Raw genomic sequence first — 23,654 nt, forward strand, 5'->3', positions numbered from 1 at the left:
GGGACTCTAGGTGGAGTGAGCCCCATGGATTTTGAGCTAATCAACTAAACCCCTGTGTCTACTTTTTAGGGGCCACATCAACATCATATCTCGTATCTCGTATCTCGTATCTCGTATCTCGTATCTCGTATCATGAGATAGTAAAAAGGGTTGGCATTTTCATACCAACCCTCTAAATCATTCAGTTTTCTATTTCTCTAACATACCTAGCTTATCTGGCACACCATTCCACTTCTCAGCTTCATCCATCGCAGGCTTCACTTCAGTTTGAACAGGCCACAGCTCTGCTAATTCCGCATTCAGCTCAATGTAGATTTGCTGATCTTCTGGTACTTCGTCCTCTTGGAAGATCGCTTGGGCATCACATTCCGGCACACATAGGCCACAGTCAATACACTCAATCGGATTGATTACCATGAAGTTTGGACCTTCATGAAATGCGTCTGCGGGACATACCGCCACACAGTCAGTGTATTTACATTGGATACAGTTATCGCCGACGACAAATGCCATGTTGCTCTGCTCTTAAGTTAGTCAAAATTGAGGAATGGGGATAATACTCATCCCAAGACAAAATTCAATATCATCGCAGGGGAATATCATCTCTAATTCGCTTCTGCTTTCAATTTATTATGACAGAGAATTCAATTTCTCGTAAAATGCGCGCCATTGTGAGCGAAGCACTCTCTCAACAACTATGATGAGATCCGCAGTGCCAAGCTAAGACACCTATAAAACGAGACATCCATACATGATACGTTTAACCGAAATTAAACTTCCACTCGACCACGAAGAGCACGAAATCCAAGACGCAATTGAAGCGAAACTGGGTATCACTGCTGATCAGGTTATCTCTTTTAATATCTTTAAACGTGGCTACGATGCTCGTAAGAAAACAAAGATCCTTCTTATCTACACTCTCGATGTCGCTGTAGAAAACGAAGAAGCTCTACTCGAAGAGTTCGTGAGCGACCCTCACGTGAAAGTAACGCCAGACATGGCTTACAAGTTTGTTGCACAAGCACCTGAAAACCTAACTGAGCGCCCTGTCGTTATCGGTTTTGGTCCATGTGGCCTATTCTCAGCGCTTATCCTAGCGCAAAGCGGCTTCAAGCCTATCGTTGTTGAGCGTGGTAAAGAAGTTCGTGAACGTACTAAAGATACCTTCGGTTTCTGGCGTAAACGTACTCTGAACACAGAATCAAACGTACAGTTTGGTGAAGGCGGCGCGGGTACATTCTCTGACGGTAAGCTATACAGCCAAGTAAAAGATCCAAAACACTACGGTCGTAAAGTTATCGAAGAGTTTGTTGCGGCAGGCGCACCTGAAGAGATCCTATACGTAAGTAAACCGCACATCGGTACCTTTAAACTGGTTACCATGATCGAAAAAATGCGTGCGAAAATCATCGAGCTTGGTGGCGAAATTCGCTTCAGCACACGTGTTGACGACATCCACATGGAAGATGGTCAAATCACAGGCCTGACCCTATCTAACGGCGAAGAGATCAAATCTCGCCACGTGATCCTAGCGGTAGGCCACAGTGCTCGTGATACATTCGAAATGCTGCACGAACGCGGTGTTTACATGGAAGCAAAGCCATTCTCTGTTGGCTTCCGTATCGAGCACAAACAATCAATGATTGATGAAGCGCGTTTCGGTCCAAATGCAGGAAACCCAATTCTTGGTGCTGCGGACTACAAACTGGTTCACCACTGTAAGAATGGTCGTACCGTTTACAGCTTCTGTATGTGTCCAGGCGGTACTGTGGTTGCTGCGACTTCTGAAGAAGGCCGCGTTGTAACTAACGGCATGAGCCAATACTCACGTGCCGAGCGTAACGCGAACAGTGCAATCGTTGTTGGCATTGACCCTGAACGCGATTACCCAGGTGACCCACTGGCAGGTATCCGCTTCCAACGCGAATTGGAAACAGGCGCATACGTGCTAGGTGGTGAAAACTACGATGCACCGGCGCAGAAGATTGGTGACTTCTTGAAAGGTCGCGATCCAAGCGAGCTAGGTGATGTCCAACCATCATTCACACCGGGTATCCACCTAACGGATATCTCTAAAGCGCTGCCTGACTTCGCTATCGAAGCAATTCGTGAAGCTATCCCAGCGTTCGATAAGAAGATCAAAGGCTTCGCTAGTGCAGATGGCCTACTAACAGGTGTTGAGACTCGTACATCTTCTCCTGTTTGTATCAAGCGTGGTAAAGATTACCAAAGCATCAACCTGAAAGGCTTCTACCCTGCAGGTGAAGGTGCTGGTTACGCAGGTGGTATCTTGTCAGCGGGTATTGATGGTATCAAGGCCGCAGAAGCGCTAGCGCTATCTATGACTGGTCAAGCAGCAGAGTAACGGTCCGACACCGAAACTTGATTAAAAAAGGGCTCTTAGAGCCCTTTTTTATTCGTTTTATTTATCAGACTCAGCAGACTCGACCTGTTCAGGTTTCCACTTTCCTTCGTGAATTACCGAGTTCACATCACGTCGTGGCAGCCACCCCAAAGTTTCTAACTCAGGCTTATCCTTAAAGTGCTCGACATGACCAAGACAAAGGTAAGCAACGATATCGATCTCTTCTGGGATCTCCAGAGCATCTCTTAACGCCGAATCATGAATAATACTCACCCATCCTAACCCTAGGTTTTCTGCTCTTGCAGCCAACCACAGGTTTTGAACCGCACATACAGTGCTGTACAAGTCCATCTCTTGCTTAATTGTTCTGCCAAGAACAACCGGACCGGTTCGGTTTCTATCGCAAGTCACACAGATACCGATTGGCGACTCAACAATGCCCTCTAGCTTCAATCTTTTATAGAGCGCTTGCCTTTCATCGCTAAACATCTCTGCCGACTCCGCATGAGCTTGGTCGAATCCACGCTTTATCTTCTGTTTGGTTTCCGCGTCTCGCACCACGATAAAATCCCATGGCTGCATAAAACCGACACTTGGCGCATGATGCGCTGCAGTGAGCACTCGCATTAACACCTCTTCAGATATAGGGTCTGACAGGAATTGGCCTCGAACATCTCGGCGTGAAAAAATAGTCTTGTAAACGGCGTCGCGTTCGTTGGTCGTGATTTCCATACTTCCCTATCACTTAGTTGAGCGGTTTGAGTGAGCGATTGAAAGGGCATTATCCAACTAAAGCCACCATAAAACTAGCGGTAGTCAGGCAACGTGGTAGAATGCCCCGCATCATCATAGACTTTGTCTTAATGACTGTTCCAACCCACCGCTAATACAGCCAACCTAACTGAGACCCTTATGCCATTTTCCAAACTTGGATTAAGCTCCCCAATTGTTAAAGCCGTTAATGCACTCGGCTACGATAAACCGACATCTATCCAAGAAAAAGCAATTCCTATTGTTCTTTCTGGTCGTAACCTTATCGCCGCAGCGCAAACCGGTACTGGTAAAACCGCGAGCTTCGTGTTGCCGATTTTGGAGATGTTGAGCAAAGGGACGACTCAGCGTAAAAAACGCATTCGTGCTGTGATTTTAGCGCCAACTCGTGAGCTAGCCGTTCAGGTTGATCGCAACATCAAAAAGTATGCGAAGCACCTTAACCTAACCTCACTGGCAATGTACGGTGGTGTTGAGTACAAGCATCAGAAAGAGCGCCTCATTGAAGGTGTCGATATTTTGGTTGCGACGCCAGGTCGTTTGATCGATATGTACGGTCAAAAAGCGGTTTACTTTGAAGAAGTAGAAGTACTGGTTCTTGATGAAGCTGACCGTATGCTAGACATGGGCTTCATTGAAGACATCAACAAGATCATCGCACGTCTTCCTCAAGACGTACAAAACTTGCTGTTCTCGGCTACCCTATCGAACCCAGTTAGAGATCTTGCTAAGAGTGCTATTCAAGAAGCGGAAGAGATCTCAATTGCTAAGCATGCCGCATCGAAGGCCAACATTGAGCAGTGGTTAGTTACTGTTGATAAAGACCGTAAATCAGCACTCCTAAGCCATATGATCCAAGAAGGAAACTGGGAACAAGCTCTGATCTTCATTGAGACCAAACACGGTGCAGCCAAGTTAGTTTCTCAGTTGGAGAAGCGTGGTATCCACGCTGAGTCTTTCCATAGTGGTCGCAGCCAGGCGATTCGTGAGAAAGTTCTAGCTGACTTCAAAAAAGGAAAAGTGAAATTCCTTGTAGCGACAGGTGTAGCTGCTCGTGGTATCGATATCGACAACCTGACTCGCGTAGTCAACTACGACCTGCCATTCCCAGCGGATGACTATGTACACCGCATTGGTCGTACTGGCCGTGCAGATGCTTCAGGTGAAGCGATCTCATTCTTATCAAAAGATGATTTCAAGAACCTATGTATCATTGAAAAGCGCCTCGGTCATTTGATTGAGCGCCGCGTGATTGAAGGCTTTGAGCCGCGTAAGCCTGTGCCGATTTCTGTATTAAACTTTGTGCCTAAACATAAAAGAGAACAACAGAAGTAACGCAGTCAGTAAGAAGCGAAGTCATCCGGCTTCGCTTCTGTCTTTCCTTCTAGCGTTGATTTAAGGAAACACTATGATCACTCCAGTAGCAGTTAGACTAACCCGAGGCCAAGACCTTAAACTGTCGATTCAAGAGTTGGTTAACCAGCACCAAGTATCGGCAGGTACCATCGCATCTTGTGTCGGTTGTGTCTCAATCATCAACCTTCGACTCGCCAACGCTGACCAAACTCTACAAATTGACGCGCCATTTGAGATAGTTTCGGTAATGGGAACTCTAACGCCCAACCACCAGCACATTCATATCTCAGTAGCGGACGATCAAGGAAAGGTCATCGGCGGGCATCTGCTAGAAGGCACACTTATCGCTACAACAGCTGAACTTATCTTACACACTTACCCAGAGCTCGCGTTTACCCGTGAACATGATGAGTCGACTGGCTATACCGAACTTGTCATCAAATAAAATCGTCGCTAAACCATTTTCATCAGGAACCATTATGCCGTCTTCTTCTGCCCACTCAGTTATCGTACTCGACTTCGAAACCACTGGCCTGTCTCCTAACATGGGCGACCGCGCTATCGAAATTGGTGCAGTAAAGCTGGTTGATGGCGTCGTCGTTGATACCTTTCAGCAGTTAATGAACCCAGGTTTTCGAGTCAGCAGTTTTATTGAGGGCTACACGGGCATTACCAATAACATGTTAAGGCTTGCCCCTAGCTGCGAAGAGGTTATGACAGAATTCGCAGACTTTATCCAAGGTAGCCATTTGGTGGCCCACAACGCCTCTTTTGATAAGCGTTTTTTGGATGCTGAGCTTGAGCAAGTGGGTAGAAATTATGATGGGCAATTCGCGTGCTCAATGTTGATTGCACGCCGTTTAATCCAAGATGCACCAACACATAAGCTAGGCGATCTAGTACGATACAAACAGATCGAAAACGACGGTACCTTTCACAGAGCCTTAGCGGATTCAGAGATGACAGCAAAATTGTGGTTGGTGATGTTAGACGAGCTAGCGTCTGGACACGGTATTACCAACCCCGATTTCGCTTTAATGCGGAAGATCTCAAAAACCAGCAAAACCGCTGTATCAAAACTATTGGCAAACCAAGTGAGCTAGCACTTCGTTCATGCCTTTGACTATTCAGTCATGGGCACGAAGCTACTTCTGTAAGTCGATTAGAGTAGACTTTAATGTACCCAGTTCATCCATAAAATATTGCCACTGATTCTCACTACTTGATTGTGCAATGAACATTAAATGCTTCGCTGAAATGGCACTATTCTTCTTCAATTTGTCGGGTAATGTTTCTGGGTAATAAGATTCATTATTCAGCAACAATTGCATGGTTGTTACCTGAACGAATGGTAAATCAACCTTTTTCTCGACTAGGTCTGATACCGCTTGATAAGTATTCTTCTGATATTGGTGCCAATCAGGATTCGTATTTACCCACTCGTTAGCCCAATTCTTAATGATGGTTTCTTGCTCCGAGCTTATATCTCCGAGCCAGCGCTCCACTCTTTTTCTTACTCGTTCGGAATAGAACTCGCGAGCTTCTTTATCATCCAACGATAAACGCTCATCATAATATTCCTTTTGCTTCGCTCTAAAATTTTCTAAGAACTCTTGGTCTTGTTCTGGTGACAACTGCAAGCTCAGTGCATATATATCTGGCGAAAACTCAGTCACGATAGTTCGAATATGCGTTCTAATTTCATCACCCTGTTGCTGAATAAAATCAGCGGTGATCGATTGCCGCTTTTGCTGCTGAATGTTATTGATTTGCTGAATGTATAATGGAAGTTGAGTGGACTTATGCCACTGCTGTAGGTCTTGTAGGCGATTCTCTAATTCCGATTCTTGGACTGAATTTAAAGGCACTAGGTCTTCAATATACGAAATAATGAACCAATCAATATTGTTGTATGCAAATTTGGTAGCACACCCAAATGTAGCAAGGCTTGCCAATATAACCGCTAAATATCGATGAAATTTCATACAACTCACTCTGTCTGCAACGTTTACTCACAGATAGTTTAGATTGTTGTGCTTCATTTGGCGGGATTTATAAAGAAATTGAGAGATGAACTTGCCAAGTTCTCTATTTGGGTAAATGCTTAAAATAAAATTAATTGTTGGCAGTGATGAATTTCGTAATTTATTGACCAATAGATAAGCAACTAAACATACAGAAAGGTATGATATTTGCATAAAATATCGAAGGTTAGTATTTGGGAGGCAATCTATGGCCGCTATTCCTCATTATTCGAGCGAAATAGAATATGAGCTTTGCTATTTTGAAGATGGAAAAATAACCACAGTAAGGATATTAGCGAACAATCGTCAGGAAGCTATGAATTGGTATCTTGGTGAGGGTAAGCATATCAATGATCTCTATTCTATTCGCCCAGATGAATAGAGCTGTGTGGATAGTCTTAACGGCACTTTGAAATCAGAGTGCCGTTAAGGCGTCACAAGAACTTGGTCGTTCGAATTACTTTAGAATTCGAGCTCGGAACTGTCTTCCCTTCATCTTACCAGATTCAATCTTACGTAACGCTTTCTTCGCCACCGATTTTTCAACTGCGACATAAGCACGCATTGGGAAAAGGTTAATCTTACCTACGGACTTACCTTCAATACCACCTTGGCCCGTCAACGCCCCTAGGATGTCACCTGCACGTAACTTCGCTTTTTTACCACCATCGATCTGAATCGTTACCATATTTGAGTAGTATGGCTTCGCAACTGGTTTGGTTGGCAACTCAGATGGCTCAATCGGCATATCCATGTACTCATCAATTTGAGCGACGCGATACATCTCTTTCTCACTGAAGAAGCTACAAGCAACACCCTTGCTACCTGCACGTCCAGTACGACCAATGCGATGTACGTGAACTTCAGGGTCGCGCGACAACTCAAAGTTAAATACTGCGTCTAGGTTGTCTACATCCAGACCACGAGCCGCGACATCTGTTGCCACCAGAATCGAAATGCTTTTGTTTGAAAATTGAACCAACGCCTGATCACGCTCACGCTGCTCCATGTCCCCATGCAGTTCAATTACGCTGAAACCGCGATGTGCGAGTTCATCTGTTACGTTCTGAACTTCCTTCTTAGTGTTACAGAATACCACCGCAGATTCTGGCTGGTGATGAAGTAACAGCAACTCTAGCGCATCGTCACGCGCTTCCGTGCCTTCAAGCTTATAGAAGTGCTGCTGGATGCTTGAGTGATCGTGTGTCGACTCTACTTTCACCATCTCAGGGTTATTCATAATACGATCAGCAATCGACTTGATCTGTTTCGGGAACGTCGCACTAAATAACAATGTTTGACGCTCTTTCGGCGCAGCATCAATCACCGCATCAATTGCATCTTGGAAGCCCATCTCTAGCATGCGGTCAGCTTCATCCAAAACCAATGTGTTCAGTTCAGATAGATCGATACGACCACGATCAAGGTGATCAAGAATACGACCAGGTGTACCCACAAGAATGTGAGCACCATGCTCAAGAGAACCAATTTGTGGCCCCATTGGCATACCGCCACAAAGCGTCAGCACTTTGATGTTATGGATACCACGAGCCAGTGTACGAATCTCTTTCGCCACTTGGTCAGCCAATTCACGTGTTGGACATAGCACCAGTGATTGAACACGGAAGCGCTTAACACGAAGGTTTTGTAGCACACCCAAACCAAAGGCGGCGGTTTTGCCTGAACCCGTTTTACCTTGGCCGATGACATCTTTACCACCAAGAATAGAAGGCAAGCTCAGTGCTTGGATCGGTGTCATTTCGGTATAACCCAGTGAATCCAGAGTTTGAATAAGTTCTGGTTTTAGGGCAATTGAAGAGAATTTTGCAGTGGTCACAGGACAATTCCAGCTAATGAAAAACAGAGTGCATTATGAGTGTTTTTAGAAAATATTCCACTCAATAGTAGCCGTTGATGATCTACTCACTAATAAAGGGAGTGAATATATCTCAAATTCTAGATACCTCCACCTTTCTACAAAGCTTATCGTCGTTCTATATGTTCAAAAAATATCGAAAAAGCCAGCTTTAGTAGCTGGCTTTTTTATATAACGTTAGTTTCAGTCTATGGCACACCGTGACCTTTCGATGCTACCCAAACACGATACCACTGCTCTCGTGTCAACTCGATGCTCAATGCATCAATCGCTGTTTGCACTCGCTCAATCTTTCCTGAGCCGATAATCGGCAAGGGTTTTGATGGCAGACGACGAACCCATGCATAAATCACTTGGTCGATACTTGCAGCACCAACCTCTTTGCGAATCGCTTCAAGTTCATTACGTACTCGAACGGCTTGCTCGCTCTTACCTGTAAATAGTTCACCACCAGCAAGGCAAGACCAAGCCATTGGACGAATACGGTTCATCTGAAGTTGATCCAGAGTTCCATCATGAGCCACTTCAAAGTTAAGTGGATTGATCTCTACTTGGTTGGTAACCAAAGGCTTACCTAAGCGCGATTGCAAAAGCTCCAGTTGACGAGGAGTGAAATTAGACACACCAAAGTGTTTCACTTTACCGATCTTATACAGTTCGTTGAAGACTTCTGCCATTTCATCGGCATCCATCAGTACATCTGGGCGGTGAATAAGTAGAACGTCAATCTCATCAACGCCGAGACGCTCCAAAGAGTTGTTCACTGATTGGTAAATATGCTGAGCACTGGTGTCATAGTGGTTGATCTTGCGGTCAGGAGTATGGTCTCCACACAAGTTAATGTCGCACTTAGTGACGATCTGAATCTGCTCGCGCACGCTCGGGTCTAAAGCCAGCGCTTCACCGAATAGTTTCTCACATTGATAGCCACCATAAATGTCTGCGTGGTCGACCGTTGTTATACCAAGGTCAATGTGCTTTTTGAGAAAAGTGAGGCGCTGTTGCGGAGTCATGCCCCATTCAGCCATACGCCAGTATCCTTGAACCAGCTCAGAAAAGTCTGGGCCTTGTGGCGCGATTGTTACTTTTGCAACCATGGGTTATCTCCTATATCAGTAATAACCGTATCCTATGCTTATTTAATTATAGCCTCAAATTAATAAAGCCTTCGCCGATACGCCCCACTATAAAAATGTGAACTTGTTACAAAAACATCGTCAGAAAAAACAAAGGCTGTTTATTGGTTAACCATGTCTCTCGTGAGTTCGATGATGATCTCTTGATCTTGATGGCGCATCATCACCAAAGCTGCTTCATTGTCTGGCCAATGCCAAACCAAGGATTTATTGCTGTCCAAGGTAGAGCTCGATGAAGACGTCGTGTTAAGAAAAGTCACCAATGCTTGGTCAACACTTTGTGGGCTATTTCCTTGCTCATCGGCCAGCTCAAGTTCCTTCAAAACATCGAAGGTAACGCCATTGATGGTCGCAGACTTAAGTTGTAAGCCATCTTTACGCAAGTAGAGCTGGGCCTTGGTATCATTCAACTTAGAATTGGGTAAAGAGAGTCTGGTTGAAGATACTTTTCCTTCCATCAACTCGAGTTCAACAAACACTTTTAGATCATAGTAGTTTGTCTCATCACTGCACAACAAAGTCCCCTCTTCTTCACCACAGTCAAACAGCTCAGCATCATGCATTAGGCTGGCAGTATCAGGAGCACTTAAATCACTATTAAACACAGCACGAAACCACCAAGACTCACTGGCAGGTGCTGCATGACTAAATAGAAGAGCAAAAGAGAGGCAAAGAGTTGAAGAGAATTTCATCGAGCAATCCTTATCTGAGATTCCCCAATTATACGTTCGCGCGGGTTAAATAAGTACGACTCTCTGAGTGGAAAGCAAAAAAAAGCGAGCATACATGCCCGCTACAGAAATTCACTTTGCTTAAATAACGTAATCCATCACGTTGAGAACCATTACACAAATAGAATACCATTCCATATTTTGTGTTTCAACACGCAGTTAACGGTTTGGCATACAGAAAATGAACCCATAATCGCCTTATATTGAGTAAATAAATAACCATTTAGGAATAGACGTCACTGTGCAGAGCAACTCGTTCAAGTATGATTTGCACCATTGTGGCCTAGGAATAACCTTCTAGATATCAATGACTTTAATGAATCAACTCCATCTGTAATTGATTAAATCAACAGATCGTGACGTCGATAATCACATTATTAAAGGCCAATGACATTGGTAGATAGCCACACAAACAGGATATCAATTAAGGGAATGAAATGAACCCAACTCAATACCTCGACCAACTGAACAAAGAGTACCTCGCTATTCACCAAGAGAAAGAAGCTTTCTTTTGGGATACCTATATGGGAATCAGCGACGATCATGATGGGTCGACACAAGCTCAAACGGCATGGACTCAATTTCTTAGTAATGCAGACAAAATTGCTGAAGTTGACGCACAGTTGAATAACGTGAATCTAATTCAAGATAACGAAGAGAGAGTCGCGACAACAACGGGTCTTCAAGGTTGGTTAGCAACGTTCAAAGCTCATGCCATAGAAGGTGACGAGGCACAAAAGCTCAAAGGAGAGCTAATTGCATTCGAAGCTGAACTGTTTGAGAAAAAGCAGAATCACACCATGACCTACACCAACGAAGAAGGTGAGCAAGTCGAAGGCTCGCTACCGGTGCTGGGTTCTGCGATTCGAAACAGCGGCAGTGAGACTGTGCGTCGTTCTGCTCACCAAGCGCTGCTTGATCTTGAACAGTGGCTGCTCGGCAACGGCTTCATTGAGCTCATCAAACAGAGAAATGCTTTCGCACGCGCGCTAGGTTACAACAACTACTTCGACTATTCGGTAGTGAAAACCGAGCAGATGACTTCGCAAGAGCTATTTTCGATCTTAGATGACTTTGAAGTGCGCACCCGAGACAGCCATTTAAAGAGTCTGGCTAACCTAGCGAAAGAAAAAGGAGAGTCAGCATTACTAGGTCACAACTTCACCTACTCTTTTGCTGGGGATGTGATGAACGAACTCGATCCTTACGTGCCGTTTTCAAAATCTCTGCGTCGCTGGGTAGAGTCGTTTGGTCGTCTGAATATTGAGTACTCACAAGCCACACTCAAACTCGACCTGCTAGACCGTAAAGGCAAATACCCGAATGGTTTCTGTCACGGTCCAACGCCGTCATTTTACGACCAAAGCCAATGGGTGCCTGCGCAGGTTAATTTCACCAGTAACGCAAAGCCAGATCAAATTGGCAGCGGCTTTGACGGTATCAATACCCTCTTCCATGAAGGTGGTCATGCCGCGCACTTTGCTAACGTGAAGATGAACGCACCTTGCTTCTCGCAAGAGTTTTCACCAACGTCGATGGCTTATGCAGAAACACAATCTATGTTCTGTGATAGCTTGCTTGATGATGCTGATTGGTTAAAACAATACGCATTAAATGACAAAGGCGAGTCCGTACCTGATTCACTGATCAAAGCGATGATCGACAGCAAACAACCGTTCAAGGCGTATCAAGAGCGTTGTATTCTGGTTGTTCCGTACTTCGAGCGTGCCTTATATCAGCTTAACGATAACGAGCTAACGCCAGAAAACATTACTCAGCTTGCTCGTCGTACTGAGTTGGAAATCTTAGGGTTAGAGTCAAGCCCACGTCCATTGATGGCAATTCCACACCTACTTTCTGATGAAGCTGCTTGTGCCTACCAAGGTTACCTGCTGGCACATATGGCGGTATACCAAACACGAGCGTACTTCACGAACAAGTTTGGTTACTTAACCGATAACCCGGAAATTGGGCCTCTATTGGCAGAACATTACTGGCACGCTGGTAATAGTGTTAACCACAACACCACCATTGAGCGTCTAACTGGGGAAGGTTTTAATGCTAAGCATTTAGCTGATGCCTGTAACCTAACAGTTGAGCAAGCTTGGGAGATTGAGCAAGAGAAGATAGCGGCATTCGCAACAAGAGAAAGAGCACACGCAAGTAGCTTGAATGCGAAGATCAGCATTGTTGATGGCGCCTTTGAGATCGCAAACAACCAACAATCAGATGAAGCTATGCTTACTGCATTTGAAGGTTATATCGCAGAGAAATACCACGCTTAGCGACCCAATAAATCTAAGCTAGACCGCACAAACAACAGCCGCTCTCATCATTGTGATTTGAGCGGCTTTTTAATAACTCAAGTAAACCAAGCACTACCGTAATGGGTGACAGCTAAAAGGCTTTGGTCTGCTAAGCTCACTTAAAATCCGAACTAGACCGATGTGGTAGTTTCAGTACCATGACAAACAATGTCGACAGAATCGATGCTTCTTAGAGACTTACGATGAATACCAAATACCTTCCCAGATAGAACAATGTAGTAATGCTGTGTTTTAAGAAGCTTTACCGCCTCATCTAATGAGCTTACATAGACCTTGTTCTGTGAATCTTGAGGTCGTGAACCTGGAGCTCGCCCTACTTTGCGAGCCAATTCATATTGGCCGTCACGGTTAGGCTTGCACGTAAACAGTGTAGGGTTACCATAAATCACCCCCTGCGCTGTTATGCTTTTAATCATAATAGTTCTCAGAAAAATAAATACGCAAAAAGCCACTTCATGACGAAGTGGCATTTAAATTAAACAGTGGATATATCATTAAGACACATAATCAGAGGGAGACCGGGCATGCCCCCTCCATATATGGCTATTAGAAGTAGTAGTAAGCCGCTGCGAATACGTGAGTCTCTTCATCGTATTGAAGGCTTGAGTTACCGATACGAGCACCTTCTAGGTCTTGTTTGATATCGATACCCATGTCAGCGTTTGCAGAGATACGGTACATTGCAGCAACGTTGATGTAAGAAGAGTCGATGTCAGATGCATTGTCTTCTTCGTTGGTGTTGAACGCGTAACCTGCAGCAATAGTTAGGTCTTCAGACAGCGTGTAGCCACCAGAGAAGTAGAAGCCTGTGTTCTTCATTTCATCGTTTTGGTCGATCCAAGAGTTCAAACCTAGAGTCATTGAGCCTAGCTTCATGTTTCCAGATAGAGAGTAAACCTCGTAGTCTTTCTCATCATCACGAGTTTCGTAACCCGCGTATACGCTGAATACTTCTTGCTCAAGACCGATGTAACCATTCACACCTTTGTCTGCGTCGTTGTGGTCATCGTCAGTTTCGAAGTAAGAGATTCCGTAAGCGAAGCCGTTAGTTGCACCTTGGAACTTAACTACGTTAAACGCATCTGATGCATCACCTGCAGAAGCACCGAACTCGTAAGTTGTGTCGCCAGCGCCGTCAACTTTATCTAGAGCTGTATCGTTCTCCCAACCGAAAGACGCGATGCCGTAACCAGTGTCAAAACCGATCCAAGCTTTATCCACGTGCGTTGCAGGACCAGTATCGATGCCGTTAACCCAACCAGAAGTTGCTGCGTCAGCATCTGCAACGTTGTTGTCTGTCGTGTAGTTAAGCATTAAGTCTGTTTCTACGTAAGCAACAACGCGGTTGTTACGGTAGTTAAGAGCCAGTGTTAGACCTGTCGCCCAATCATCGTAGAATGCTTTTGAACCTGTGTCGTAGTAACCACCAACACCGAAAGAACCAGACACAGAGAACTGATCTTTGTGCATTGGATTAAACGCGAACATTTCTTCGTTTTGGCTATTTTGGCTGCTTGTGTTTACAGCGAACGCAGAGCTAGAGATGCTTGCAATCGCAAGTGCAATTAGAGTTTTTTTCATGGTGACCACTACCTATATGTTGTGTTTGTTAAGTCTTTTATCAGCAAGACTTTTGGTGTGGCGCCATTCTTATTAAATTTCGTTTCACGAGGTACCGTAGATTTACGGCATTTCATAATTTCCCTGAATTTTATTTGAACTCTATATATACAACTCAGGTTATATTTGAATTCTAAAACTCAAGGTGAAAGCGATATCCGTGCTGTTATCCATGTTACGGATGTTTTCAGTCATTAAAGCTTCAATCATGACTGGTTGCAAGCGGTAGCGATAGCCAAGCACCACTTCGTTCGAAGGTTCTGAAAAGTCTGGATCGTTGGTCGCCCAACCATGATAGTTCAATGACTCAAGAACAACACTGTGGCGTAAATTGAACATGTACTCGTATCCGACAGCCCAACTAAAGCTGAAGTTTTCAAGCTCAGTTACGTATTTGTCGCCGTTACGATGGACTAAACCCAAAGTTGAAAAAACTCGATGCTGCGGAGTCATAAAGCTGTAATTGGCCTGTACTCCTTGTTCGAAGCTTGAACGTGCGAATTCGCCATCTTTCACCTTGTTGTAGAACAATGAACCACCCACAGACAGTGAACTTGGGCCTTGCGAATACAGCAACAACTCGTTGTACCAAGTCACGGCGTTAGTCAGGTCGTCTCCTTCAAAGTCCGATATCGAGATACCCGCGTTATGAAAATCCATGGTGAACTGGTCATTATCGACTTGGTCGCGACCATTTTGTCCGATACCAAATAGATCATGAAAACCCATCACAAAGCTGTCTAGACCATTATCTACTGCCGTTACTTTGCGATACTCCAACTCTGTTTTCCATACAGAAGATGCCTGCCATTGCAGCGCTAGATGAGTCTGGTTTTGATAATAATCCAAAGCATAGTCACTGGTGTGAGCCCAAATACTTGCTTGAGTGTAGGAGGACTTAAACTCAAACGTCCCTGCCCTATTTGGCTCGGCACTCCTAAGTTGCGTCGACAACACATTAGAGTGAATGGGCGACTGAGCGTAGACAAACATCGGAGAGGAAACTGCATCAAAAGATAAGAACAACGTGGGAAAAAGAGCAGTTGATAAAGTAATGGTGTTTAAGGGCTTCATAACGATTACTGGCTATAATAAAAACCGATGAATTGTCGTAAATTTCACCAAAAATTTATGCAGTACATCTACTGCTTTGCAACCATCCAGTTTTCTTATCTATCATTACATGTTATAAATTCGCAATTGAACAGTGTACATAATCACTAATTTTTACCCATTTAATCGTTACAGTAACACCCGGTAGACACATGGACACAATCAAAAAGAGCTTCGAACAACTTGTCATGGAGCAGTCATCAGCCCTGATCAACTGTGACCCTACTAACTTCAATCAAGCCTGGTCTGAAGCGGGGTTTGATGTTCTCGATTGGTTTGATATCGACAGGCTAACGCTTTTCCCAAACTCGATGGTCTGCCTAGAAGAGGGGAAAACTTGTTCGGTATCCAAAAAACATATCCCTCAAATCAATAAGATTCTGTTTGTTGGTGGTAATCATCTTGATTACCTAAAGCTACTGAAAACTTCAAAGACGTACCTGACCTTCAACGAGTATGAAATGCAGAACAGCGATAATTTTGTGCTGCAACAGCTCTACCGCGAAGGGGGAAGATGGCACTGCATTATCCCGCTACAACTGTTTGGCCAGCGCTGGGGAGCGCTGTCGTTTAGCAACTTTCACGAGCCATCAAGACAGCTTGCGAAAGAAGACATTCAACGCCTTAAGTTGATATGTGAAATTTGGCTCTGTTACTGGCAACACTCAACGCTAGCGCGCTCACTGAAACAGAGCGAAACCTGCCTTCAAGACGACAGTGATAAGCTGTTGCTGTTATCAAAGAAGCAGTCTCGAGTACTGGCGTTGATCGCCCAAGGCAATAGCGCAAGAGAGTGCGCAGAAAAACTTCACCTGAGCCCAAGAACCATTGAATCACATAAGTACCGAATGCTCGGGCTGCTTGGGCTAGATAACCATATTGAGTTGACTCAGTTCGCACTGAGAAACGGACTTGGGATTGCAGAAAACTCCAACGCTATTCGTTAGAGCCTTCAACCTCGGCGAGCGCAAACTTAATCTCATCAGAAGAAAAACCTTTACGAGTGAGCATGGCGTAGGCCTTTGCTCGCTCTTTATGATCAGTCACATCATAAGATTTCTTTTGAAGTTGTTCTAAACAGCTTGAATAGAAATCTAATTGCTCCTCATTGATCAACCTGTCGACAAGTTCAGTGATGCCGCTGGTATCAATTTGTCGCTGTTTTAGCTCTTGCTTGATAGCTGTGAGACCTTTACCTTTTCGAGCGTATTTCAAGACCTCTTTTTCCAAATCCGCCTTTTCTGCTTTTATCTGAATGTTGGTTTTCAGGTTTGAGCTACTTGGGTGTTGATCGATAGCGATCTTAACTTGTTGATAGCTAAATCCACGCTTCTGTAAGGTAGAAACCAACTTCTCACGACTCATATTGAAGTCATTGTAGTAGTTGTTAATTCGATCATTGAGAAGCGATTGTTCGTCAATATTCTTGTCACTTTTAACCTTATGGATCGCATCGTAGATATCGGAGTCTTTCAGGCCTTTCTTCTTAAGCTTTTCAACAATATACGCGGAGCCGAACTCGCCAAAAAACGACTGCTCAACAAACTGCTCAGCGAAGTCTTGGTTTGATTTTAGATACCCAAAGTCACGCAACCGTTGAAGCACATCGTCGATCCACTCTTGGTTGTCTGTTTTAACCTTCAACTTTGAGACAAGCTCATGCTCTGTCATGTCTCGCTGAGTAAGATGCCACATCGCAGAGTTCATAACACTCTCAATGCGTGTCGCTTTTCTAATTCGAGGTTTTTGCTCTGGATTATCCATGCCACTATTCTTCACTAATTCAGTCTGTGGCTATCATACCGAATTATTTGGCTTAACAGTCATTTATCGCTTAGCACTTACACGCTAAAAAATAGACGCCTACTTAGGCGTCTATTAATCAGTCTATTTTGCAGCCACTCTATTTAGTTTTGCTCGTGATTGTAAATATGCACATCGCGTTGAGGGAATGGAATAGTAATGCCTTCCTCATCGAATCGTTTCTTAACGGTTTCTGTCACATCCCAATACACATCCCAGTAATCGTCGGTTTTCACCCAAGGCCTAACCACAAAGTCCACTGAAGAGGTATTGAGTGTGTGCAGCTTGATCATGTGCTCTGGTTTTTTCAGCACTTTAGGATGATTGATGATGATGTCATTCAATACCGACTTCGCTTTGTCGATATCGTCGGAATAGCCAATACCGAAGACCATGTCCACACGACGCACGCGCTCCGCAGTAATATTGTTAATCACATCGCCCCAAATTTTGTTGTTTGGAATCACTAGCCTTTGGTTATCAATGGTCTGCACCGTGGTCGACACCAAACTCATGTCTTTTACTGTGCCTTGCACTCCCGCCACTTTAACCATATCGCCAACGTCATAAGGGCGGTAGATGAGAATCATCAAACCAGAAGCGAAATTAGAGAGCGTATCTTGCAACGCAAAACCGATGATCACACCTGCTACACCAAAACCAGTGAGCAGTGGCGCAAGCTCGATTCCAATCTGAGATAGCGCAATCAGCAAGCCGATGAAAACCACTGCCTTGGATGCGATAGAGACAAAGAAATCTTGCATCAAGACACTGAAGTCCATCTTTGAGTGAGAGACACTCTTTCTCACTGTTTTTCGAGCTAACTTGGCAAGTAGGCTGGTTGCGTAGAGAATCCCCAAGAACAGCGCGAGCTTCACCACAAACGATGGAGTATTCTCAAATGCCCATGAGCCAAAGTTTCTTACCCAACCTTCTAGCAGTTCACTAGCGACGCTCCACTCCAAAACATCCGCATTGATATCGCCTGTTGTTGCCAATAGCACTCGCTTGAATGACGTAACATCAACCCCGTAAGGTTCCATAAGTGAGATGGTTTCTTCTAGGCTGCCAACCATAACACTGGTGCGCTCACTAAAGCGTTCCAGCTCACTGTTAATGGTCGCCTTTTCATCAGTTCCAACAAATCCAAGACGTTTTTCCAAATCTTGGCGTTGTGTGTCTGTGTACAAAATGGCATTGGTTAGATATTCAGACCGAGCAACGAGCGCCTTTTTTAGTTTCTCTTTCGACGCTGCAACATCGATTCCACGATCGCTCGACCAAGTCAGCGTTTTGGCTAATTGACGATAATAATCATCCATCATGCCAATGCGTTTTTGGACGCGTAGTTCAATGCTCTTCTTCGCCTCGCCCTCTGTAGTCCGATTTTCCTTACTCAGAGTTACGATTTTAACTTCATTCATTTCGAGCAGCTGCTCAAGCATCGTCACTTGCTGCCCTAGTACTTTGTCCACCAGTTGTTTATTGTCGGAAGAGAGCTGAGTGAAAAGCTCATCACGCAATGCTTGATTCTTACGTCTCAAAATATCTTCTAGAAAAGGCTTTTCAGCCTCATGAGCAGATTGTAGCTCCGCTAATTCCACCATTAACTGATCTTGAGTTTCTGATATTTTCTCGATGCTTTCTGCAAAACTCACAGACGTTACCAGTGCCAACATCAACAGTAGATATCGCCAAAAATTCATCATCCTTAACCTCTAATAAAGACCGAAAACCACTTTAAAGAGTAGTAAAAAGAATATGAATAACAATTATTTAAATGGAATTAATTCAAATCTCACTCAGAATTACTAGAGAGTTCAAAAATTTGAGAGTTTCAATCTGTGCGGATGACCTGTAGAGTAGCGCCCAACAGAAAAATGCAACTCTATAACAAGCTATAATAGAAGTCGCTAAACAGTAAAATAACGAGTAATAAAGATGAACAACGAACTTGAAATTATTGATTCTTTGGAAGAGCTAGAGAAGTTTCTGATCGACGTAGAATCTGGCGGTCTAGGCCTAGAAGGTGTTGAAGGCGTAGGTATGGCAACCAACAACTCTGACGGTCGTCACTTCGTTGCTGTATTCAACAGCAGCCACCAAGTTCTTCTTGCTCGCTGGATCACTGATGAAGTGTACGAAACGGGTAAAGACCTAGTGCGCAACGGCCCACGTCGTACTCACTAAATTAGCCTCACTCGCTAAGTTAGCCGTACTCACGAAATTCGCTGTACTCGCTAAATTAAAAGTCTAAAGCCAGCCAAAGGGTTGGCTTTTTTGTACCACTTTCCCGTTAAGTCCGTTCTTCATTAACGATTATTCTGTGCTAAATATCAGTCTCCCCATTCAACTTGTTACATTTGTTGTTGGCCTTAACGCGATTATGACTTGTCGGCCAATCATTTATTCACTACCCTAGTTCACTCAATTTTATAATGTGCAGGACTCTACACTGTCTGTTTTACCTAACTATCACCAAACTCAGCAGCGCTCAATTTGGGCTTTAATGCTAACCGGGTTAGTCATCATGACTTGCTTGGCGTTTGGTATATCTCAAGGTAAATCACTCTCGAAGCCTGTACTTTCAATGGCTAATTCAGCTCAAGTTGCATCGTCTGTTGAATCAAGCTCAGAGATGCAGTCGCTGTTCAACAATGTATTTGGACCTGAGGCTTCTCAGCCTTTAACTTCTCCTGATAAGAGTAGCTGTAGCCTTTCCAAAAACTTACCGTCTTTTTCAGCGCCGCTGACTGGTTGGGTTCTCCCTCTCACTTTCTTACTTGTTATTGCACTCGTTAGCGCGCCAAGATCATCTCGAATCCCAGCGAATCATGATCGAGCTGCAAGAACAGTAAAGCACCGCATTCATTTAGAGCACTGTATATTTAGAGAGTAGATAAAGGGCCTCTCACCCTTTTTATTTACTTTTTGGAGATACATTTGTGTACAACACACGAACCAATAGCGTTGCTGCACGTTTAGCAACCATCACTCGCACATGCGTTAAATTTCTGGCTACGTTGTTAATACTGTTGCCAATGCTAGCTTCTGCTCAAAGCACAGGCTGGATCAGCGCGCCTGAGCATCCACCCGTAAAAATGCGGATGATGTCGACAGGCGAACAATCTAATGACGGCAAAATCATTCAAACCGTCCTCGATATCGAGCTGTCTGGAGACTGGAAAACCTATTGGCGTAGCCCTGGTGAGGGTGGTATTCCGCCTAGTTGGGACTGGTCAGAATCCAGCAATATTGAGTCTGTCGAATGGCATTGGCCAATTCCGAAATATTACGAACAATTGGGCGTGATGACGCTCGGATACAAAAAACACGTCAGCTTTCCTGTGACACTGACGCTAAAAGATCCGAATCTACCCGCGCTGTTTCGTGCCAACCTAACGTTCCCATCGTGCACGACCATTTGTGTTCTTCACGACTATGCGATCGAGTTGCCAATAGATAGCCAATCATTAGCACTTGATGAACAGGCCATGTTCTTGTTTAACCAAGGCATGAGTCGTGCACCTAAATCTGCGTATCACGTATCTAACGAGAAACTTTTCTGGGATAAAGCCAATCAGCAGCTAGTTGTTCAACTCGACAACGATCAAGCTTGGGATAAGCCACAAGTCTTGATTGACGGTGAGTCTGTCATCGATGATTTCTTCGCTCAACCTGCTTTGCACATAACAGACAACACCCTGACCGCTGTGTTTGATGTTTCTAACTGGCTAGGTGAAGTAGACCTAACTGAGCGCGTAGTTAACGTAACCGTTTCAGATACTAGCTTTGCTGAAGAACTGTCTGCTAGTGTCGGCGCCCAGCCGATTGTGTATGAGAATACGACTCAAGGCTTCTGGGTCATGGTTGGTTTTGCGCTGATTGGAGGCTTGATTCTTAATATTATGCCTTGTGTTCTGCCCGTGCTTGGCATGAAACTCAACAGCATTATCCAAAATCAAGGTGCGTCAAATAAGCACATCCGACTGTCCTTTATCGCATCGGCGTCAGGCGTCATCACCTCATTCGCAATTCTGGCCACTGGAATGACGTTACTTAAGCTCGGCGGCAACGCCGTTGGTTGGGGTATTCAATTTCAGAGCGTATGGTTCATCGCCTTAATGTTGATCATCACGTTGCTGTTCTCACTCAACCTGCTCGGCCTATTCGAATTTAGACTACCGTCGCGCATGAACACTTGGATGGCAACTCAAGGCGATAACTCGCACTCGGGTCATTTTGTACAAGGCATGTTTGCGACCTTGTTAGCAACACCTTGTAGTGCGCCATTTTTGGGAACTGCCGTCGCTTATGCTCTTGGAGCAAGCTACGTTGAACTGTGGGCTATCTTCTTGGCTTTAGGTTTGGGTATGAGTTCCCCATGGCTACTGTTCGCGTTATTCCCAAGCCTAACCAGACTACTACCAAAACCTGGCAACTGGATGAATCACGTTAAGCTTCTGTTTGGCTTAATGATGTTCATTACCAGCCTTTGGTTGGCAAGCCTGCTTAAGCCATTTATCGGGCTGTTTCCGACCATTGTGCTCTGCGCGACTATTTTCATCGCGGTGTTGATCTGGGTGGGAGTGAAGCTCGGACGCAAAGTAATGGTGCCTTTGTTAGCAATCACAACAGTATTGTCTGGTGTCGGTTTGATTGCGGGAAGCATGACGGCTGAACACTGGAGAACGCCAATTGTTGACGATCTTCCTTGGCAACCACTTGATGCTAAGCAGATTCCAGCGTTAGTCGCTCAAGGGAAAACCGTGTTTGTTGATGTCACAGCAGATTGGTGTATCACTTGTAAGGCCAATAAAGTCGGCGTGATCTTACAAGACCCTGTCTACTCTCACCTACAGCAACCAGACATGGTATTGATGAAAGGTGACTGGACCACACCAAGTGAAAGCGTGACAGGATACTTACAAAGCAATGGTCGTTACGGCGTTCCATTCAATATTGTATATGGACCGAAGGTTCCAACAGGCATACCACTGCCAGTTATTTTGGATGGCGATACCGTGGTTCAAGCAATTAACGCTGCGAGGTAAGCATTATGACTAAATCAAACCAGTCCGAGCAGGATGATCAAACTGAAAATAAGACGCAGAAGAGTCTAGGTCAGCGCATCAAGCGTTGGTCCAAAGAGCTGCTTTCTATCTTACTGATCGTCGGGGTGATTTCAGCGGCAATGGACTTCTATCGCTCACAGTCCATGCCTCAAGGTAACGCTATCCCTATGGTCGGTACTTCGATTCAAGGAGAAGAGATCGACTTGATAGAGTTGAGTAAACAAGGTGAGCCCGTGATCGTCTATTTTTGGGCAACCTGGTGTGGCGCGTGTAAATTCGTCAGTCCGAGTGTCGATTGGTTAGCCAAATCTCACAATGTCGTCTCTGTCTCTTTGTCTTCTGGCCCCGATGAGCGAGTGTCCCGTTACTTGCAAGCTAAGGACTACAGCTTCGATGTGCTCAACGACACCAGTGGACAAATTGGCCGTGACTGGGCGATAAGCGTTACACCGACCATCGCCATCATTAAAGATGGAGAGATCAAAAGTATTACAACGGGTGTCACCACACCGCTAGGTATTTGGTTACGTGCTGCTTTGGCATAAACCAACCGAACAGATAACAATGCCACTCTTACTAAAAAGAGTGGCCTCAAGAAAGAGAATCAATAATGAAGAAACAACTACTGGCTGGCATGATTTTAAGTGCTCTATTTTCGACGACTGCATTAGCAGCGCTTAGCCCTCAACAAGAGCAGCAACTGGAAGAGATCAATACCTTTTTAAAAGAGAACCCAGAAACCATTTCAGGCCTACATACTAGCCTTCAACAATACTTAGCAGGTAAAGAGCAGGCAGAAAAGGCACAAGCTGATAGTCAAGAGTGGCTCTACAATAACCCGGCTCACCCGATTATGGGCAACCCAAATAGCAAGAACATCATCATCAACTTTACTGACTACAACTGTCCTTTCTGTAAGCGGTTAGAGAAAGCCCTTGGACAACTGGTAGAAGAAGAGAAAGATCTAAAGGTCATCAACGTTTACGTGTCGTTCAAGCAACAGAAGCTTGATAAGATCGAAACCAACTCTGCGCTGTATGCAATGAACGTTTGGCAACAAAAGCCAGAAGCGTACACCGAAGTGCATGACCTGCTCGTAGCAAAAAACGGACTGCATACTACTCGCTCTTTAGAAGCAGTGGCGAAACGCACGGGTACAGAAGAGCTGCTAAAGTCGACACCAGAGCTTGATTCGGTTCTCACCACCAACCACCAAACATTTTCAGCGCTGGGCTTAACTGGCACACCGACAATGATCATCAATGGCCAGTTCCTTCCGGGATACATGCCTTATGACAAACTTAAAGACGTCGTAGACCAAGCGTTTTAAGTAAGAATAAAAAATGGAAGCGAATCGCGCTTCCATTTTTCGTCATCTCAATGAAATTAAAGTGGTTTCAAAGTGTCATCATTAGTCCACATAAGTTTCACTTACAGCGACTAACTTAAAGGCGTTG

Annotated in this window: 23 protein-coding genes; 12 read left to right on the top strand and 11 right to left on the bottom strand. The window is 44.6% G+C overall.

Features of this window, described 5'->3' with window-relative positions:
- Positions 1-189: 189 nt before the first annotated feature.
- Positions 190-513 (bottom strand): ferredoxin FdxA, encoded by a 324-nt coding sequence (fdxA, locus tag VFDL14_RS15255; RefSeq protein ID WP_032550401.1) that lies wholly within the window; start codon positions 511-513, stop codon positions 190-192.
- A 238-nt stretch (positions 514-751) separates the two neighbouring features.
- Between fdxA and VFDL14_RS15250 the strand changes: the two genes are divergently transcribed.
- Positions 752-2,365, top strand: coding sequence for an NAD(P)/FAD-dependent oxidoreductase (locus VFDL14_RS15250; RefSeq protein WP_032550402.1), 1,614 nt, complete (start codon positions 752-754; stop codon positions 2,363-2,365).
- A gap of 57 nt (positions 2,366-2,422) precedes the next feature.
- Here VFDL14_RS15250 and bluB read toward each other — a convergent pair whose 3' ends face one another.
- Positions 2,423-3,097, bottom strand: coding sequence for a 5,6-dimethylbenzimidazole synthase (gene bluB / locus VFDL14_RS15245; RefSeq protein ID WP_032550403.1), 675 nt, complete (start codon positions 3,095-3,097; stop codon positions 2,423-2,425).
- 180 nt (positions 3,098-3,277) lie between these two features.
- Here bluB and VFDL14_RS15240 point away from each other — a divergent pair, with 180 nt between their 5' ends.
- The 3 genes from VFDL14_RS15240 (at position 3,278) to VFDL14_RS15235 (ending at position 5,595) form a co-directional block, all read left to right on the top strand.
- The gene (locus VFDL14_RS15240) at positions 3,278-4,471 is read left to right on the top strand and encodes a DEAD/DEAH box helicase (RefSeq protein ID WP_032550404.1); all 1,194 of its coding nucleotides are present in this window, start codon (positions 3,278-3,280) and stop codon (positions 4,469-4,471) included.
- 73 nt (positions 4,472-4,544) lie between these two features.
- Positions 4,545-4,937, top strand: coding sequence for a PPC domain-containing DNA-binding protein (locus VFDL14_RS0123060; protein WP_032550405.1), 393 nt, complete (start codon positions 4,545-4,547; stop codon positions 4,935-4,937).
- Between the two features lie 34 nt (positions 4,938-4,971).
- Positions 4,972-5,595, top strand: coding sequence for a PolC-type DNA polymerase III (locus VFDL14_RS15235; protein ID WP_032550406.1), 624 nt, complete (start codon positions 4,972-4,974; stop codon positions 5,593-5,595).
- Positions 5,596-5,637: 42 nt separating this feature from the next.
- Here the strand turns inward: VFDL14_RS15235 and VFDL14_RS15230 are convergent, their stop codons facing one another.
- The gene (locus tag VFDL14_RS15230) at positions 5,638-6,477 is read right to left on the bottom strand and encodes a DUF6279 family lipoprotein (protein ID WP_032550408.1); all 840 of its coding nucleotides are present in this window, start codon (positions 6,475-6,477) and stop codon (positions 5,638-5,640) included.
- 247 nt (positions 6,478-6,724) lie between these two features.
- Between VFDL14_RS15230 and VFDL14_RS15225 the strand changes: the two genes are divergently transcribed.
- Positions 6,725-6,898 (top strand): hypothetical protein, encoded by a 174-nt coding sequence (locus VFDL14_RS15225; protein WP_032550409.1) that lies wholly within the window; start codon positions 6,725-6,727, stop codon positions 6,896-6,898.
- Between the two features lie 75 nt (positions 6,899-6,973).
- Here VFDL14_RS15225 and dbpA read toward each other — a convergent pair whose 3' ends face one another.
- From dbpA to VFDL14_RS15210, 3 genes are all read right to left on the bottom strand, one after another.
- A complete protein-coding gene (gene dbpA, locus VFDL14_RS15220; RefSeq protein WP_032550410.1) occupies positions 6,974-8,353 on the bottom strand; it encodes an ATP-dependent RNA helicase DbpA in 1,380 nt (459 codons plus the stop codon).
- A 227-nt stretch (positions 8,354-8,580) separates the two neighbouring features.
- Complete coding sequence (locus VFDL14_RS15215; RefSeq protein WP_032550411.1) at positions 8,581-9,489, bottom strand: aldo/keto reductase; 909 nt, start codon at positions 9,487-9,489, stop codon at positions 8,581-8,583.
- Between the two features lie 140 nt (positions 9,490-9,629).
- Complete coding sequence (locus VFDL14_RS15210) at positions 9,630-10,220, bottom strand: hypothetical protein (protein WP_032550413.1); 591 nt, start codon at positions 10,218-10,220, stop codon at positions 9,630-9,632.
- A gap of 476 nt (positions 10,221-10,696) precedes the next feature.
- On the opposite strand from VFDL14_RS15210, the gene VFDL14_RS15205 reads away from it, so the two are divergent.
- Positions 10,697-12,544 (top strand): M3 family metallopeptidase, encoded by a 1,848-nt coding sequence (locus VFDL14_RS15205; protein ID WP_032550414.1) that lies wholly within the window; start codon positions 10,697-10,699, stop codon positions 12,542-12,544.
- A gap of 152 nt (positions 12,545-12,696) precedes the next feature.
- On the opposite strand, the gene VFDL14_RS15200 is transcribed toward VFDL14_RS15205, so the two are convergent.
- The 3 genes from VFDL14_RS15200 to VFDL14_RS15190 form a co-directional block, all read right to left on the bottom strand.
- Positions 12,697-13,002, bottom strand: a complete 306-nt coding sequence (locus tag VFDL14_RS15200) for a hypothetical protein (protein WP_032550415.1) — start codon at positions 13,000-13,002, stop codon at positions 12,697-12,699.
- 130 nt (positions 13,003-13,132) lie between these two features.
- Positions 13,133-14,167 carry a porin gene (locus VFDL14_RS15195; RefSeq protein WP_032550416.1) on the bottom strand — a complete coding sequence of 345 codons (1,035 nt, stop codon included), beginning with the start codon at positions 14,165-14,167 and terminating at the stop codon, positions 13,133-13,135.
- Positions 14,168-14,326: 159 nt separating this feature from the next.
- Positions 14,327-15,199: a DUF3187 family protein gene (locus tag VFDL14_RS15190; RefSeq protein ID WP_032550417.1), complete on the bottom strand. Its 873-nt coding sequence runs from the start codon at positions 15,197-15,199 to the stop codon at positions 14,327-14,329.
- 272 nt (positions 15,200-15,471) lie between these two features.
- Here VFDL14_RS15190 and VFDL14_RS15185 point away from each other — a divergent pair, with 272 nt between their 5' ends.
- Positions 15,472-16,266 carry a response regulator transcription factor gene (locus VFDL14_RS15185; RefSeq protein ID WP_032550418.1) on the top strand — a complete coding sequence of 265 codons (795 nt, stop codon included), beginning with the start codon at positions 15,472-15,474 and terminating at the stop codon, positions 16,264-16,266.
- On the opposite strand, the gene VFDL14_RS15180 is transcribed toward VFDL14_RS15185, so the two are convergent.
- On the bottom strand, positions 16,256-17,083 hold the full coding sequence (locus tag VFDL14_RS15180) for a RecX family transcriptional regulator (protein WP_032550420.1): 828 nt from the start codon (positions 17,081-17,083) through the stop codon (positions 16,256-16,258). The two genes, VFDL14_RS15185 and VFDL14_RS15180, sit on opposite strands and share 11 nt — an antisense overlap.
- Positions 17,084-17,226: 143 nt before the next feature.
- Positions 17,227-18,831, bottom strand: a complete 1,605-nt coding sequence (locus VFDL14_RS15175; RefSeq protein WP_032550421.1) for a mechanosensitive ion channel family protein — start codon at positions 18,829-18,831, stop codon at positions 17,227-17,229.
- Between the two features lie 232 nt (positions 18,832-19,063).
- Here VFDL14_RS15175 and VFDL14_RS15170 point away from each other — a divergent pair, with 232 nt between their 5' ends.
- From VFDL14_RS15170 to VFDL14_RS15150, 5 genes are all read left to right on the top strand, one after another.
- Positions 19,064-19,312: a hypothetical protein gene (locus VFDL14_RS15170; RefSeq protein WP_032550422.1), complete on the top strand. Its 249-nt coding sequence runs from the start codon at positions 19,064-19,066 to the stop codon at positions 19,310-19,312.
- A 319-nt stretch (positions 19,313-19,631) separates the two neighbouring features.
- Positions 19,632-20,021 (top strand): hypothetical protein, encoded by a 390-nt coding sequence (locus tag VFDL14_RS15165; RefSeq protein WP_050487368.1) that lies wholly within the window; start codon positions 19,632-19,634, stop codon positions 20,019-20,021.
- Positions 20,022-20,163: 142 nt separating this feature from the next.
- On the top strand, positions 20,164-22,176 hold the full coding sequence (locus VFDL14_RS15160) for a protein-disulfide reductase DsbD family protein (RefSeq protein WP_084181845.1): 2,013 nt from the start codon (positions 20,164-20,166) through the stop codon (positions 22,174-22,176).
- A gap of 5 nt (positions 22,177-22,181) precedes the next feature.
- The gene (locus tag VFDL14_RS15155) at positions 22,182-22,742 is read left to right on the top strand and encodes a protein disulfide oxidoreductase (protein ID WP_032550425.1); all 561 of its coding nucleotides are present in this window, start codon (positions 22,182-22,184) and stop codon (positions 22,740-22,742) included.
- 65 nt (positions 22,743-22,807) lie between these two features.
- The gene (locus VFDL14_RS15150; RefSeq protein ID WP_032550426.1) at positions 22,808-23,527 is read left to right on the top strand and encodes a DsbA family protein; all 720 of its coding nucleotides are present in this window, start codon (positions 22,808-22,810) and stop codon (positions 23,525-23,527) included.
- The last annotated feature ends 127 nt before the right edge of the window (positions 23,528-23,654 follow it).

Source organism: Vibrio fortis (genome assembly GCF_000695685.1).
Classification (GTDB): domain Bacteria; phylum Pseudomonadota; class Gammaproteobacteria; order Enterobacterales; family Vibrionaceae; genus Vibrio; species Vibrio fortis_A.

What these genes read in the sequence shown, in the direction of transcription:
- fdxA (WP_032550401.1), bottom strand. Translation starts at nt 513, where the DNA reads ATGGCATTTGTCGTCGGCGATAACTGTATCCAATGTAAATACACTGAC.
- VFDL14_RS15250 (WP_032550402.1), top strand. Translation starts at nt 752, where the DNA reads ATGATACGTTTAACCGAAATTAAACTTCCACTCGACCACGAAGAGCAC.
- bluB (WP_032550403.1), bottom strand. Translation starts at nt 3,097, where the DNA reads ATGGAAATCACGACCAACGAACGCGACGCCGTTTACAAGACTATTTTT.
- VFDL14_RS15240 (WP_032550404.1), top strand. Translation starts at nt 3,278, where the DNA reads ATGCCATTTTCCAAACTTGGATTAAGCTCCCCAATTGTTAAAGCCGTT.
- VFDL14_RS0123060 (WP_032550405.1), top strand. Translation starts at nt 4,545, where the DNA reads ATGATCACTCCAGTAGCAGTTAGACTAACCCGAGGCCAAGACCTTAAA.
- VFDL14_RS15235 (WP_032550406.1), top strand. Translation starts at nt 4,972, where the DNA reads ATGCCGTCTTCTTCTGCCCACTCAGTTATCGTACTCGACTTCGAAACC.
- VFDL14_RS15230 (WP_032550408.1), bottom strand. Translation starts at nt 6,477, where the DNA reads ATGAAATTTCATCGATATTTAGCGGTTATATTGGCAAGCCTTGCTACA.
- VFDL14_RS15225 (WP_032550409.1), top strand. Translation starts at nt 6,725, where the DNA reads ATGGCCGCTATTCCTCATTATTCGAGCGAAATAGAATATGAGCTTTGC.
- VFDL14_RS15215 (WP_032550411.1), bottom strand. Translation starts at nt 9,489, where the DNA reads ATGGTTGCAAAAGTAACAATCGCGCCACAAGGCCCAGACTTTTCTGAG.
- VFDL14_RS15210 (WP_032550413.1), bottom strand. Translation starts at nt 10,220, where the DNA reads ATGAAATTCTCTTCAACTCTTTGCCTCTCTTTTGCTCTTCTATTTAGT.
- VFDL14_RS15205 (WP_032550414.1), top strand. Translation starts at nt 10,697, where the DNA reads ATGAACCCAACTCAATACCTCGACCAACTGAACAAAGAGTACCTCGCT.
- VFDL14_RS15200 (WP_032550415.1), bottom strand. Translation starts at nt 13,002, where the DNA reads ATGATTAAAAGCATAACAGCGCAGGGGGTGATTTATGGTAACCCTACA.
- VFDL14_RS15195 (WP_032550416.1), bottom strand. Translation starts at nt 14,167, where the DNA reads ATGAAAAAAACTCTAATTGCACTTGCGATTGCAAGCATCTCTAGCTCT.
- VFDL14_RS15190 (WP_032550417.1), bottom strand. Translation starts at nt 15,199, where the DNA reads ATGTTTGTCTACGCTCAGTCGCCCATTCACTCTAATGTGTTGTCGACG.
- VFDL14_RS15185 (WP_032550418.1), top strand. Translation starts at nt 15,472, where the DNA reads ATGGACACAATCAAAAAGAGCTTCGAACAACTTGTCATGGAGCAGTCA.
- VFDL14_RS15180 (WP_032550420.1), bottom strand. Translation starts at nt 17,083, where the DNA reads ATGGATAATCCAGAGCAAAAACCTCGAATTAGAAAAGCGACACGCATT.
- VFDL14_RS15175 (WP_032550421.1), bottom strand. Translation starts at nt 18,831, where the DNA reads ATGATGAATTTTTGGCGATATCTACTGTTGATGTTGGCACTGGTAACG.
- VFDL14_RS15170 (WP_032550422.1), top strand. Translation starts at nt 19,064, where the DNA reads ATGAACAACGAACTTGAAATTATTGATTCTTTGGAAGAGCTAGAGAAG.
- VFDL14_RS15165 (WP_050487368.1), top strand. Translation starts at nt 19,632, where the DNA reads ATGCTAACCGGGTTAGTCATCATGACTTGCTTGGCGTTTGGTATATCT.
- VFDL14_RS15160 (WP_084181845.1), top strand. Translation starts at nt 20,164, where the DNA reads ATGCTAGCTTCTGCTCAAAGCACAGGCTGGATCAGCGCGCCTGAGCAT.
- VFDL14_RS15155 (WP_032550425.1), top strand. Translation starts at nt 22,182, where the DNA reads ATGACTAAATCAAACCAGTCCGAGCAGGATGATCAAACTGAAAATAAG.
- VFDL14_RS15150 (WP_032550426.1), top strand. Translation starts at nt 22,808, where the DNA reads ATGAAGAAACAACTACTGGCTGGCATGATTTTAAGTGCTCTATTTTCG.